The organism is Mesorhizobium sp. C277A (assembly GCF_040324395.1).
Classification (GTDB): domain Bacteria; phylum Pseudomonadota; class Alphaproteobacteria; order Rhizobiales; family Rhizobiaceae; genus Mesorhizobium.
Window position 1 is genome coordinate 4,002,134 of sequence record NZ_JAMYVW010000002.1, and the last position, 13,173, is coordinate 4,015,306.

The window sequence follows — 13,173 nt, forward strand, 5'->3', positions numbered from 1 at the left end:
GCCGGCGGCGGCTTCAAACCGCGGCCATAAGCGGTCGAGACGAACCGTGCAACACGATATGGGAGTGAAACGATGAAGTCCGTCATGACCGCGCTTGCGGCCGCTGCTGCGTGCACATTTTTCGCCGGGGCAGCCTTCGCCGAACCCAAGACGAACCTTTTGCACCAGTGGGCGACCGGATCGGACGCCCAGGCGATCGCCAAGCTCGGCGAGATGTTCACCGCCAAGGGCGGCAAATGGGAACAGACCTCGATCGCCGGCCACACCGCCAATACGCTGGCCAAGCTGCGCGCCGACGTGATCGCCGGCAATGCCCCGCCTGCCGTGCAGCTCAAGGGCCCGGAAATCGCCGAATGGAACGAGACCGGCATGACCGCCGATCTCGACGAGTTGGCGGCCTCGGAAGGGTGGGAGAAAGTGGTGGCGCCGGAATTGCTTCCGGTGATGAAGCCGACCGGCAAATGGGTCGCCGCGCCCATGAACATCCACCGCATCAACTGGCTCTGGGCCTCGCCCAAGGTCATGCAGGCGGCCGGCGTGGCGGAAATGCCGAAGACCTGGGCCGAGTTCAATGCGGCCTGCGACAAGATCGTCGCCACAGGCAAGATCTGCATCTCGCATTCGACCGCCGACTGGACGGATTCGACGGTGTTCGAGGTCGTGCTCTACGGCCAGGACATCGATCTCTACCGCAAGGCCTTCGTCGAAGGCGATGTCGAGTCCATGCGCAGCCCGGGGATGGTCAAGGCCTTCACGCAGATGCGCCTGATGACGAGCAAGTACATGGATCCGGGCATGGTCGGCCGCGACTGGGATTCGATGTCGGCGCTCGTCGGCAAGGGCGACGCGGCGTTCCACATCATGGGCGACTGGACGATCGGCCTTTTGACCGCCGCTGGCTTCAAGGAAGGCACCGACTATGTCTGCGCCCAGGCGCCGACCGATTGGGGCAAACCCGGCTTCATCCTCAACTCGGACTCGGTCGTGTTCTTCAAGCAGAAGGACCAGGATTACATCGACGGCCAGAAGCTGCTGGCCAGCCTGATCCTGTCGCCCGACTTCCAGACGGTCTTCAACCAGGCCAAGGGCTCAATCCCCGCACGCCTGGATATCGATCTGTCGAAGGGCTTCAATCCGTGCCAGCAGCTCTCGCAGAAGGATCTGCAGGCTTCGATCAAGGAGGGCACGCTGGTCCGCTCGATGGCGCACAACATGACCATCCCGCAGAAGATGCGCGGCGCGATCATGGACTCCATTACCGAGTTCGTGGCGACGCCGGACATGTCGCCCGAGGATGGCGCCAATGCGATGGCCGACGCGGCGGAAGCACAGAAATAGATGGCAACGGCCGGGCGCGATGCCTATCCGCCCGGCCGTCCTCCCTTCCAGTCCCGTGCTCTGCCAATTTCCGTGCCCTGAATGTCAAATCACGACCTGATCCTGTCGGTACCGGCACCCGCCCGCCCCTGGCGCGAGCGGCTGGGCTCCGCGATGCCCTTGCTGGTGCTCGGCCCCTCTCTCGTGGCGAGCTTCGTCTACGTCTTCGTGTTCACCGGCTGGACGCTCTACATCTCTGTCTCGAACTCCTCGCTGCTGCCGACCTACGGCTTCGTCGGCCTGGAGAACTACGCGTCGCTGTGGGCGAACCGGCGCTGGAACATCGCCTACAACAACCTGTTTTTCTTCAGTGCTTTCTACATCGTCGGCTCGATGGCGGTGGGACTGCTGCTGGCGATCCTGATCGACCAGCGCGTGCGCGGCGAAGCGGCCTGGCGCACGATCTTCCTCTATCCGCTGGCCGTCTCCTTCATCGTCACCGGCACGGTCTGGAGCTGGCTCTACAATCCGACCGACGGCATCCAGGCCATGGTGCGCGGTTTCGGCTGGGCGAGCTTCAGTTTCGCACTCGCCAGCGACCGGCACTATGCGATCTACGCGCTGATCATCACCGGTGTCTGGCAGGCCTCGGGCTTTGCCATGGCGCTGTTCCTGGCCGGCCTGCGCTCGGTGGATCAGGACCTCGTCAAGGCCGCGCAGATCGACGGCGCATCGACGTTCCGCATCTATCGCAAGGTGCTTCTGCCAACCATTGCGCCGATCTTCCTGGCGGTCGCCGTCATCCAGATCCAGTTCGCCATCAAGACCTTCGACCTCGTGGCGGCCCTGACCAAAGGCGGCCCGGGGATCTCGACCACCTTCCCCGCCATCTACGTCTATGACCTGATGTTCCAACGCGGCCAGATCGGCGAAGGTGCGGCCGCCGCCATCATGATGCTTGCCGCTGTTGCCGTGGTGCTGGTGCCCTATTCATTCTGGGTGGTCTGGCGCCGGCGCAAGGAAGCCGGCCATGGCTGACGTCTCCCTGGACCAGTCGCTCGACCGTCGCGCTGCCGCAGTCGCGTCGCGCCGGCATTTTCTCACCCGCTTCGCCATCTATGGGCTGCTGGTCGTCTTCGCGGCGATCTACCTGGTCCCGTTGCTGGTGGTGGTGCTGAATTCATTCCGCGACCAGCAGGAGATCGCGCGCAACGGGTTGATCTCGCTGCCGCGCAGCTTCCGCCTCGATGCCTGGGGCCAGGCCTGGAGCACATATTGCATCGGCGGCACCTGCGAGGGCATGCAGCGCAACTTCTACAACTCCCTGAAGATGACGATCCCGGCCACGATCATCTCGACGGCGGTCGGCGCGATGAACGGTTACATCCTGTCGAAATGGCGCTTCAGGGGTTCGGAAGCTTTGTTCACCTGCATGCTGCTCGGCGTCTTCATTCCGGGCCAGATTTCGTTGATGCCGTGGGCGTTCATCCTCGGCAATCTCGGCCTCAGCAATTCGGTCTACGGGCTCGTCCTCATCCACGTCATCCAGGGCATTTCGTTCACCACTTTGTTTTGCCGCAACTACTACGTCAGCATCCCCGACGACCTGATCAAGGCGGCGCGCATCGACGGCGCCGGCTTCTGGCGCATCTTCCGCAAGATCATTCTGCCGCTCTCCTCACCGATCCTGATCGTCACGGTGATCTGGCAGTTCACCGGCATCTGGAACGAATATCTGTTCGGCGTCGTCTTCACCTCCGGGCAGCAACAGCCGATCACGGCAGCGCTCGTCGCGCTGACGGCAAGCGGCACCAATGTGCGCGCCTACGATGTCATGAGCGCCGCCGTGCTGATCGGCGCGCTGCCGCCGCTGCTGATCTATCTCTTCGGCGGCAAGTATTTTGTGCGCGGCCTGACGCAAGGTGCCATCAAATGAGGCGCGATCAAGTGAAGGGCATTGCATGTCGACATTGATCATCCGATCGCTGCGCAAGAACTTCGGCGCGGTCGAGGTGCTGAAGGGCATCGATCTCGAAGCGCGGAACGGCGAGTTCATCGCGCTGGTCGGACCGTCCGGCTGCGGCAAGTCCACTCTGCTGGCGATGATCGCCGGGCTCGAATCCGTTACCTCCGGCGAGATCCGCATCGACGGGCGGCTGGTCAATTCGGTGGCGCCGAAGGACCGCGACATCGCCATGGTGTTCCAGTCCTATGCCCTGTACCCGACGATGACGGTGCGCGAGAACATCACCTTCGGCATGGAAAGCCGCCGCGTCCCGAAGCCGCAGCAGGACGAGGCCGTCAAGCGGGTTGCCGCCTTCCTGCAGATCGAACCGCTGCTAGGGCGCAAGCCCGGACAGCTTTCGGGAGGCCAGCGCCAGCGCGTCGCCATGGGCCGGGCGCTGGTGCGCGATCCCAAACTGTTCCTGTTCGACGAGCCGCTCTCCAATCTCGATGCCAAGCTGCGCGTCGACATGCGCACCGAAATCAAGAAGCTGCATCACCGCGTCGGCAAGACCACGGTCTACGTCACCCACGACCAGGTCGAGGCGATGACGCTGGCATCGCGCATCGCCGTGATGCACCAGGGCGAGGTCCAGCAATTCGACGATCCCGCCACGATCTACAACCGTCCGGCCAACATGTTCGTCGCCGGCTTCATGGGGTCGCCGGCGATGAATTTTTTGGCCGCCGAACTGAGCCAGGAAGGCGGTCGCGCCACTGTTGTGTTGCAGACCGCCGACGGCAAGACGGCCAGCCTGCCGATGGTCCAGGCGCTCCCATCCGACACGCCGCGACAGCTCGTGCTCGGCATCCGTCCCGAGCATATCTACCGCTTCGATCCCGACCTTGCGCGCCGCAAGCCGGGCATCGCGCAGATCAATGCAGTGGTCGAGCTCGTCGAGCCGACAGGCGCGGAGGCCATGGCCGTCCTGCGCCTGGGCGGCAAGGAGATCACCGGCCGTTTCGACCCCGACGGCACGCCGCTTATGGGCGAGACGGTGACGCTCGGCATCGACATGGCGCGGGCGTGCCTGTTCGACCCGACGACCCAACGCCTGATCTGACCCGATCTGACCGAAGCTTGATCTGAAAAGAGTTCCGCCTTGTCCTTCGCCACCTATCCGAGCCTGTCCGAGCGTGTCGTGCTGATCACCGGCGGTGCGTCGGGCATCGGCGCCGACACGGTCCGCGCCTTCGCCGCCAATGGCGCACGAGTGGCGTTTCTTGATCTGCAGCAGGAGGCCGGCGAGGCGCTCGCGCGGGAACTCGCCGCCGCGGCAGCGCACGCGCCCCTGTTCCTGCGCTGCGATGTGACCGATATCCCCGCCCTGCAGGCCGCGATCGGCACGGTGCGCGACCGCCTCGGGCCTGTCGCAGTGCTGGTCAACAACGCCGCCGATGACAATCGCCAGCCGGTCGCCGACGTGACCCAGGCGACATGGGACCATGCCCAGGATGTGAACCTCAGGCACCACTTCTTTGCCGCCCAGGCCGTGCATCCGCACATGCAGGAAGTGGGCTTTGGTTCGATCGTCAATTTTTCCTCGATCGCCTGGCGTTTCGGCGCGTCAGAGATGGCGCCCTATGCGGCGGCCAAGGCTGCGGTGGTCGGGCTGACCTTCGCGCTGGCGCGGGCGTTTGGCCCCGACAACATCCGCGTCAACGCCATCGAGCCGGGCGCCGCCATCACCGACCGGCAGCGGGAGCTTTGGTACAAGACCCAAGGTTCGGTCGACCAGGTCGTGCAGCGCCAGGTGATCCGCAAGGTTCTGCTCGGCGAGGAAATCGCGCGCACGGTGCTGTTCCTCGCCGCCGACGACAGCCGCATGATCACCAAGCAGTCGATCACCGTGGATGCCGGCCTGCGATGACCACACCTGACTCAAAGGATCGCTTCATGCTCGAGGTCGGCCTGAACCCCTACGGCCTGACCTATCATCTCGGCCTCCAGGGCCGCGGCACGCCACGCGCCAATCCTAGATCTGCGGGGCTCGAAGGTTTCATCGCGCTCGCGACCGATCTCGGCGCGCGCGTGCTGGAGATCTGGGTGCCATGGCTGACCGAGCTTTCCGACGACGCGGTGATCGCGCTGCGCGAACGGCTCGCCGGCCTTCGCATCGCGCCGGTCGTCAGCGGCGGCCTGCTGGTGGGCGAACCGCTCGACGATGCGTTTCGGGCCGCGCGCCTGCTCAACGCCAAAATCATCCGGACGGCGCTGACGCCGGTTCTCTGCGGCGACCGCAACGCGGCCGGCGAAAAATGGAGCGAGTACGTCGGCATCATTCGAGAGCGATTGGTGGAATGGGGTCCCCGCGCGAATGCCGAAGGGTATGTCCTTGCGATCGAAAACCACCAGGACTTTACCAGCCGGGAACTCGTCGATTTCTGCGCCCTCGGTGGTGACAGTGTGGGCGTCACCTTCGACACCGGCAACACGTTCCCGGTCGGCGAAGCGCCGCTCGATTTTACGAAGGTGATCGCCCCCTATGTCCGCCATGTCCACCTCAAGGATTACCGCGTGCAGTTCACGACCGAAGGTTACCGGCTGATCCGCTGCGCCATCGGCGACGGTGCGGTGCCGTTTGCCAAGCTGTTCGCCATTCTTGGCCAGCACCACGATCGCATGACCGCCGTTCTCGAACCGGGCGCCTTGGAGGCCCGGCATGTCCGCTATCTCAGCGACGACTGGTGGCGTGGCTATCCCCCGAAGACGGCACGCGAATTTGCCGCCTGCCTGGCGGCCGCGCAGCGCAACCGGCTGCCCGACGATGCCGACTACCGCACGCCTTGGGAGCGCGAAGCCGACGTCTCACTGGTTTCCTATGAGCTCGACATGATCCGGCGCAGCGCCGCCAACATGCGCAAACTGATGGAGAATATCCGATGACGGCACGTGAACTCGATGGATTGACCGCCTTCGTAACCGGCTCCGGCCGTGGCCTCGGCCGCGTGATGGCCGAGCGCCTGGCCGAACTCGGCGCCAATGTCGCGATCCACGACATGGACGAGGAAGCGCCGGCCAAATATGGCGAGTTCGCCAATCTCGGCGAAGTGGTCGAACGCCTGAAGCGGCACGGCACGAAGGTCACGTCGGTAACCGGCAACATTGGTGACCAGAAGGCGGTGGCCGAGATGAAGCGCAAGATCGAGGCCGATCTCGGCGACGTGCATGTGCTGGTCAATTGCGCCGGCGGCGACATCGGCGCCAAGGGCGGCAAGCCGAACCCCAACAACGCCCTCGACATCGAACTGGACGACATCCGCGTGCTCACCGAGAACAATCTGATCGGCACGATGCTGGTCTGCCAGGCCTTCGTGCCGCCGATGAAACGGCGCGGCGGCGGCTCCGTCATCAACATCGCGTCGGCGGCGGCACATCTCGGCTGCTCGCCCGAGGTCGTCTACTCCACCTTGAAGGCCGCGGTCGTGCATTACACGCGCTGTCTCGCCAAGGAACTGATCGACGACGGCGTGCGCATCAACGCGGTCAGCCCAGGCGCCACCAAGACGGCACGCTTCCAGGCGACCCGCGTGGTCGATCCGGAGCGCATGGATTCCAGCCGCAAATCGCTGAACCGCTATGCGGAACCGGAAGAGATCGCGGAGGCGGTGGCGTTTCTGGCTGGCCCGCGGGCGCGGTTTATCAACGGGCAGGTGCTGCGGGTGGATGGCGGGTTTACGATCTTTCCGGGGTGATGGGGGAGGCCTCGAATTTCAATTTCAGGGCCGAAAGCGGAAGGTCCGTTTTCGGGATTCCTGGGTTAAATTGCCCCCTCACGCCTCGAGCTTTTCGCAGCGTCAAAACGGCTGTGGAGGGATTGGCAGGCTATACCGCTGACGAAGCGCACATGTGACGCACCGATGATAAGTAACCCCGCTTGGTCACGAGGGCGCTGCCGACCGGTTGGTCGAAACTGGCGCTGGCACTCGCTATTCACGAAATTGCCGATCACCCTGACGAGGCCCACTAAGCAATGGTGAACGTCATTTCTGAAGTCGCAAGCAACTCGGCCGCCCTACTCCATTGAGGTCAGCCATGCCTTCGCGGAGCCGACGCAAGCTCTGCTGGAGCCTGCATGCTTCTTCAGGCGCGAGCGCTGTGTCTCAGTGCGGCATGAATCCTTTTCTCAGCCAAGCCAATATCTTGCTCCCATTGAGGACCCTGCGGACACGCCCGGCGGCCCAGCCAGCCTGCATGGTGGCGCCGGTGTGGCAACTGCAGACGATCTCATGCAACTGCCAATCGGAGAGTTCGAAGAAGCGTCTGGCTTCCCCGTAGGTATCCGATTGCATGCCCGATGCACGCAGCAGTGGATCGTCAAAGGCGACACTGATCGCCGATCCGACCGCGCGCGCTTCTCCGCGGACAGAGGGATGCAGATGCTCAGTCCCGGTGAGAGCCACAAGGGAGCGCGTCGGATTTCGATAGAGCAGTTCCGCCCACCGCTCTATCCGTTGCGTCCTTGTAGCCAGCAGAGCCGGCGATAGTGGACTGATGTCCGCGACTGACTGGAGTTGATCGAGTGTCTGGTGCTTCATGACTGCCTCCTGTTGGTCGTTCCAATCCCAAGGCCTTTGCTGCAGGATTGGCTCACACGCTAAGCCGCCTCGTAAAGGAGCGGCGGCCGATCAGGTGTTGCCACCAATCGCCCACAGGCACCACGCGGCGGCATCTGCAGCGACCCCAACTGCATTCCTTCGCCAATGTTCCAGCGGGATGAAAAAAACTGTGCGGCCGGCCGACCCGACGGACCCGGCTGGCGCACGCAGGATCCTGAACTGCTGGACGATGATGACGCAGGCCTGGAAAGGCGGCTAGGTTGGACCTTGCTTTTCAGGCTTGACCATGATGTTTCACTACCCGCTCGGTCATCGCGGGAAGGCCAGGAGCAGAGCCGCTGGCAACGGTGAGTTGCGGACGAGGGCGGGCGGTGGAGGACGACGCCCTTGGGCCGCCAGGTCACTGAAGGACCAACCGAAGCGGCGCTTCGGGCGTAAAAGCGATGTCCTTGTAGGTCTGCAATGTCTGCTTATGGAGTAACGGCGGCAAGGCCTCTTTGACCGGCATGGGGCGCATTGCTGACCGGCAGATTTTCGGCCGACAGCAGACCCTCTGCTGCTTGGGTACCCAGCACGCAAGCTGACATGTGAGACCTCGGTGCGAAGGCCGGGACCAGGCCCACTGCGAACGTACGTGTTGGTTCGCATGTTGGCGCTGAAGCGCCTTATCGTTCAGCCTCGCGGCACATAGATCATATGAACCGTATCGTCATCGATCAATGTGCTCGACACCAGTTGCAGCGGAGGCCTTGCCTCGTGGAAGAAAGGCTTGCCCTTGCCGAGCACGAACGGCCTCACGTGCAGGTGATATTCCTCGATCAGGCCCAGCCCGGTCATAAGACCGGCCAGTTCCGGACCGGAAACGCTCAGGATACCCTCCGTGCGGGCCGCGATCTCGCGAATCTGCGTTTCAATATCGCCGGAGATGAGGGTGGCGTTGGGGCCGACCCGTGAAAGTGTGCGCGAAACGACCCATTTGGGCAGCTTGCGCCAGAGTGTCGCGAACTGGCGAAGCGAAGCATCCCATTCCGCGCGATCATCGTCCCAATAGCGCATGACCTCGTACATCCGGCGGCCATACACAGCGCCGGCATGGTTGCGAATCGTCTCGATCCAGTACTCGAAGTGCTTCTGGCTTGGTGCGCCCATGACCAGATTTCCGGCAAGGTCATCGACATAGCCATCGATGGAAACGTTCATTCCCGAGATAAGTTTGGCCATAAGCAGCGCCTTCACATAAGTCGGCTCACGGATTAACCGCTTGTAATTTGCAAGCAGTCAGACGCTATAGCAACTGATTGCAAGTCGCAAGCAGCATGGAAGGAAGCGTTCGTTCCGCAAACGAGCCCTGCCTTGTCCCATCAACCCTGCATCCCGGCTATCGCCCTCTACGCCTGCCTTCCCGAATCAAGCTGCACCCCAAGTCGCTCGTTCCGTCTCCACCGCACCACGGCGCGATAGCTGGTATGATCGACAGGCACGTGAAGGACGAAACGGTCGGGGATTGCGATATCGGCCTTCACCCGCAGCTCCGCACCGTGAGCGTGCTGGTTGCAAACCAGACAATTGATACTGGCGTCGCCAACGCGGATTGTCGCTTCCTTCAGAACAAGATCACGGATATGCGACCGTCGCTCTATCGGTGGGTCAGCCGGCATTGCCTTATCCCTCTGATTTGACGACCTGAAACTCTTCTGAACCCGGAATGAAAAGCGCACTACCGGCCCAGCGGTTGCCTCGAAAGACTGACGAGCTCGGCTTCGTCGACCACGCCGGCCATATAGTTCGCGATAATCCGGGATGCGATGGCGTCGCGTGCTTCGGGCGACTGACCGTCGCGCTTAAGCTGCTCGAATACACGGCCCAACAGCTCGAGTTCGGATGGCTGCAAAACGCCGGCCTCCGTGGCTTTGCGTCGAATGGGCATTTGTGATCCTCCACTGCGGTCAACAACATACGACCGCGGCAGGGAAACTCAACTCACCTGTCGAGGGCGCCGCGCAGGCGGCGCCGACCACAAATCCCGTTTACCCGAGCGGGGAGTTTTTCACTCAAAGCCACAGTGATCTGGCGTCCATACAAAGCCCGCCAGCAAAGCCGGCGGGCGCAATAGTCATAAGATACGCCGCTAGAACCAGCTTCGGTCGCGTTCGTGGCTTTGCCCGAGCAGCATGCCGATCAACAACCCGGCAATGCCGCCAAGCACGAAAGCGCTGCTGATGGTGCCGGGATTTTGCTGGACGGCTTCGGACACCGTCTGCGCCTGCGATCTCAGCTGCTGCGTTGCCCGTGCCGCGCGCTCGGTCGCGCTGCCATACCAGCCGCCGGCTTCGCCAACGGCATCTTCTGCGCGCTCGGCAAGCGTCCGGTTGATCTTGCTGATCTCGCGCTTCAGCGATGCGACCTGCTTCTCCAGGGCCTCCTGGGCATCTCGGGCGGAAATCTTCGGGGTGTCCTTCGGGGTGTCCTTCGGGGTGTCGTTCTCGGCCATGGCTGTTCCTTTCGTTGAGGCAGGGGGAACGGCCAACGGACAAGGATGGTTCCGCTGCCTGCCGTCACGGTCATTCGCCGGGCCGGCCGCCAACTTTGGGAACACTCTCCCGATCCAACGGTTGTGGCTGATGGAGGGCACGCATTTGTCGAATCGATCGAGCCATACTGAAACGCTGCGGACGGTCTCCGACCTGCTCCACCGCGCCCGCCGTGTCATTCGCGACGGCGGCCATGCGGCGGCGATGTTCGAAATAGACACGCTGCTGCAGGTCGCACAAACAGAGGTTGCGCGCCGCCTCGAACGCAACGATCGCTGAACCTCGATAGGCCACCGCGGGCGGTGTTCATTTGCGGGCGGCGAAGGCCTCGTTTCCCTTTGCGATGGACTTGCAAGGCGCCCATCGAGCGGGTCGCCGTCCGCGCCACGCGTCGACATCGCAAAGGCGCAAAAGCCGAGGATGAGGGGCCATCATCGCGGCATCGGCCCTCCCGGTTATAACGCTTGGGCGGCGGAACAAAGCTTGGCCGCACTGGTTAGGCTCACAGCACGATGTGTGCCCCAACGAGGATCTCTGTCCATGAAAACACGTGTTCTTCTAGCTTCGCTGGCCACCGCCACAGCCATGGTCTTCGCCCTGCCCGCCTTCGCCGCCGACAGTGCTCAGGACTTTGTCGACAAGGCTGCCATCGGCGGCCTGTTCGAAGTGGACTCCAGCAAGATCGCAGAAGGCAAGGCCCAGGATCAAGGCGTCAAGGATTTCGCCAAGAAGATGATCGACGATCACGGCGCCGCCAACGCCAAGCTTGCGACCATCGCCGGCGAACAGAAGCTGAAAGTGCCGACGGAGCTGGACGCCAAGCACAAGGCCGATCTGGAGGCTCTGCAGAATGCCAACGATGCCGTCGACAAGCCCTATGTCCAGATGCAGCGCGATGCGCATTCGGAGGCGGTCACGCTGTTCGAGAGCTATGCCAAGGACGGCGACAACGCGCAGTTGAAGACCTTCGCCTCCGAGACCTTGCCGACGCTCAAAATGCATCAGGAAATGGTCGAGAAGATCGCTTCCACCGACAATGCATCGTCGACCACCAGCTCCACCACCCCGGCCGTGAGCACGACCGAAACCACCAATCCGGCCGCCCCGGTCCCGGGTGCCAACAGCTTCACCGAGGATCAGGCGAAGAGCCGCATTCAGGATGCCGGCTTCTCCGGCGTGTCCAAGCTGACCAAAGACGACCAGGGCATCTGGCGCGGTCAGGCCACCAAGGATGGCAAGACCACGACCGTGGCGCTCGATTATCAGGGCAACGTCGTTGCCGGCGCCAACTGAACCTCTGAACCAGATCGAGGAGATCAAGACCATGAAAACCGTAACAGGACTTTTCGACAACTACGATGATGCCTCCGATGCCGTCGGCGAACTGGAGGCAATCGGCGTGCCGCAGGCCGACATCAGCATCGTCGCCAACAATTCGGACGACTGGTACGACGATGGCGACACCTCCAACGCCGCCGAGGATGCAGCCGGCGGCGCCGGTCTCGGAGCCGTCATTGGCGGCGCCGGCGGGCTTCTGACAGGGCTCGGCATCATGGCCATTCCGGGCGTCGGTCCGGTCGTGGCCGCAGGATGGCTGGCCGCCACCGCGGTCGGCGCCGTTGGCGGCGCGGTCGTCGGTGGCGCTGCCGGCGGCATCGTCGGGGCGCTGACCGAGTCAGGCGTCCCCGAAAGGGATGCGCATGTCTATGCGGAGGGCGTTCGCCGCGGTGGCACGATGGTGACCGCCAGGGTCAGTGACGAACTCGCCGACGAGGCCGAGCGTATTCTTGGCGAATCCAACTCGGTCGATCTGCAAGACCGCCGACGCGCCTATGAAGCCGGTGGCTGGACCGGCTTCGATGCCAATGCCGACCCCTACACCGACATCGAGGCCGAGCGCGACAAAACGCGCAACGCCAGCCCACTCTGATCATCGAGCCCCGTCGCCGCACGGCGGCGGGGCCGAAGGTGCTGTCGGCGCAGCAAGCGGCGTTCAAATTCGGCCATAAGGGGCGGTTCTCTTCGGACCTGCCCCTTTTCGCTGTTGCCTTGGCTTGACCGGCTCTTGCCGTGTTAGCATCGAGCCAGCGAAACCAGCCCCAGGAAGGCATGAGCCCGTCCCCGCAACTGATTGCCGAATGGCCGTTGTCGCCGTCAGCGACACTCGGGTCCGCCGTGCGCTCCAAGGGGATCGAACGTGAAGTCAGAGCCCGCCTGCCATGGGCAGTCAGGAAGCACGTCAAGGCCGAGACGGGGCGCATCGCATTGCGAATGTCGAGATCCGAAGCGGAAGCGTTCAAGGCCGCCTCTGCCAGTATCTCCAAAACACTGGAGGGAGTGGAGGCGCTGCCTGTGCTTCCACGCGAGGTCGAGGATATCCTTACGATCTCTTCGCGCGAGCGCCACAAATGGCTCAAGGACGGTCGGCTGCAAAGCACCGGCACACGCACGGTCAAGATGCGTGGGCGATCAAAGTCTGTCACCTTCCACGTTTTCGACCCACGCCACATCGAGGACGTCCTGGACCGCGATCTGGCAACCGTGTGGAGAGAGCAGGATGTCCAGGAAGTCGCCGAGAACAGGCGGCGCGGCGCGGGCAAGGCCGCGTTGACGCGCGCGGGAAAGGGCACCGACCAGGCTCGCACTGCGAGGAAGGCCCGGGACACGGACGGCCCGGCGCCCGGATTGAAGGGCTGGGATGCGTTCGAGGACGAAGGCCTGCTGCGATAATGATGCTGGCGCTTGCCCTTGTATTTTGGGC

Annotated in this window: 16 protein-coding genes; 11 read left to right on the forward strand and 5 right to left on the reverse strand. The window is 63.3% G+C overall.

Annotated features, from left to right (window positions below):
• Positions 1 to 72 precede the first annotated feature (72 nt).
• The 7 genes from NKK52_RS19695 to NKK52_RS19725 all read left to right on the forward strand — a co-directional run bounded on the left by NKK52_RS19695 (position 73) and on the right by NKK52_RS19725 (position 7,017).
• Positions 73 to 1,338 (forward strand): ABC transporter substrate-binding protein, encoded by a 1,266-nt coding sequence (locus NKK52_RS19695; protein ID WP_023683165.1) that lies wholly within the window; start codon positions 73 to 75, stop codon positions 1,336 to 1,338.
• Positions 1,339 to 1,419: 81 nt separating this feature from the next.
• Positions 1,420 to 2,355 carry a carbohydrate ABC transporter permease gene (locus tag NKK52_RS19700; protein WP_023683164.1) on the forward strand — a complete coding sequence of 312 codons (936 nt, stop codon included), beginning with the start codon at positions 1,420 to 1,422 and terminating at the stop codon, positions 2,353 to 2,355.
• Positions 2,348 to 3,253 carry a carbohydrate ABC transporter permease gene (locus NKK52_RS19705; RefSeq protein WP_023671100.1) on the forward strand — a complete coding sequence of 302 codons (906 nt, stop codon included), beginning with the start codon at positions 2,348 to 2,350 and terminating at the stop codon, positions 3,251 to 3,253. Before NKK52_RS19700 ends, NKK52_RS19705 begins: the two co-directional genes overlap by 8 nt.
• 25 nt (positions 3,254 to 3,278) lie before the next feature.
• Positions 3,279 to 4,385 (forward strand): ABC transporter ATP-binding protein, encoded by a 1,107-nt coding sequence (locus tag NKK52_RS19710; protein ID WP_023683163.1) that lies wholly within the window; start codon positions 3,279 to 3,281, stop codon positions 4,383 to 4,385.
• A 39-nt stretch (positions 4,386 to 4,424) separates the two neighbouring features.
• On the forward strand, positions 4,425 to 5,192 hold the full coding sequence (locus NKK52_RS19715) for an SDR family NAD(P)-dependent oxidoreductase (protein ID WP_023683162.1): 768 nt from the start codon (positions 4,425 to 4,427) through the stop codon (positions 5,190 to 5,192).
• A gap of 26 nt (positions 5,193 to 5,218) precedes the next feature.
• Positions 5,219 to 6,208: a sugar phosphate isomerase/epimerase family protein gene (locus NKK52_RS19720; protein ID WP_031197617.1), complete on the forward strand. Its 990-nt coding sequence runs from the start codon at positions 5,219 to 5,221 to the stop codon at positions 6,206 to 6,208.
• A complete protein-coding gene (locus NKK52_RS19725) occupies positions 6,205 to 7,017 on the forward strand; it encodes an SDR family NAD(P)-dependent oxidoreductase (RefSeq protein ID WP_023671096.1) in 813 nt (270 codons plus the stop codon). The genes NKK52_RS19720 and NKK52_RS19725 overlap by 4 nt, the downstream gene beginning before the upstream one ends.
• Positions 7,018 to 7,425: 408 nt before the next feature.
• Here NKK52_RS19725 and NKK52_RS19730 read toward each other — a convergent pair whose 3' ends face one another.
• The 5 genes from NKK52_RS19730 to NKK52_RS19750 all read right to left on the reverse strand — a co-directional run bounded on the left by NKK52_RS19730 (position 7,426) and on the right by NKK52_RS19750 (position 10,372).
• Positions 7,426 to 7,860, reverse strand: a complete 435-nt coding sequence (locus NKK52_RS19730; RefSeq protein ID WP_023671095.1) for a hypothetical protein — start codon at positions 7,858 to 7,860, stop codon at positions 7,426 to 7,428.
• Positions 7,861 to 8,553: 693 nt separating this feature from the next.
• Positions 8,554 to 9,102: a dihydrofolate reductase family protein gene (locus NKK52_RS19735; RefSeq protein ID WP_023683158.1), complete on the reverse strand. Its 549-nt coding sequence runs from the start codon at positions 9,100 to 9,102 to the stop codon at positions 8,554 to 8,556.
• A 167-nt stretch (positions 9,103 to 9,269) separates the two neighbouring features.
• Entirely contained in the window at positions 9,270 to 9,539 is a 270-nt protein-coding gene (locus tag NKK52_RS19740) for a PilZ domain-containing protein (protein WP_023726509.1), read from the reverse strand.
• Between the two features lie 59 nt (positions 9,540 to 9,598).
• Positions 9,599 to 9,808, reverse strand: coding sequence for a hypothetical protein (locus NKK52_RS19745; RefSeq protein ID WP_023671091.1), 210 nt, complete (start codon positions 9,806 to 9,808; stop codon positions 9,599 to 9,601).
• A gap of 201 nt (positions 9,809 to 10,009) precedes the next feature.
• Entirely contained in the window at positions 10,010 to 10,372 is a 363-nt protein-coding gene (locus NKK52_RS19750) for a hypothetical protein (protein ID WP_023683156.1), read from the reverse strand.
• Positions 10,373 to 10,502: 130 nt separating this feature from the next.
• Here NKK52_RS19750 and NKK52_RS19755 point away from each other — a divergent pair, with 130 nt between their 5' ends.
• The 4 genes from NKK52_RS19755 (at position 10,503) to NKK52_RS19770 (ending at position 13,142) form a co-directional block, all read left to right on the forward strand.
• A complete protein-coding gene (locus tag NKK52_RS19755; RefSeq protein ID WP_023683155.1) occupies positions 10,503 to 10,691 on the forward strand; it encodes a hypothetical protein in 189 nt (62 codons plus the stop codon).
• Positions 10,692 to 10,952: 261 nt separating this feature from the next.
• Positions 10,953 to 11,705 (forward strand): DUF4142 domain-containing protein, encoded by a 753-nt coding sequence (locus NKK52_RS19760; RefSeq protein WP_023683154.1) that lies wholly within the window; start codon positions 10,953 to 10,955, stop codon positions 11,703 to 11,705.
• Positions 11,706 to 11,736: 31 nt separating this feature from the next.
• Positions 11,737 to 12,342: a general stress protein gene (locus NKK52_RS19765; protein WP_023671087.1), complete on the forward strand. Its 606-nt coding sequence runs from the start codon at positions 11,737 to 11,739 to the stop codon at positions 12,340 to 12,342.
• A gap of 179 nt (positions 12,343 to 12,521) precedes the next feature.
• Positions 12,522 to 13,142, forward strand: a complete 621-nt coding sequence (locus NKK52_RS19770) for a hypothetical protein (RefSeq protein WP_023714076.1) — start codon at positions 12,522 to 12,524, stop codon at positions 13,140 to 13,142.
• The last annotated feature ends 31 nt before the right edge of the window (positions 13,143 to 13,173 follow it).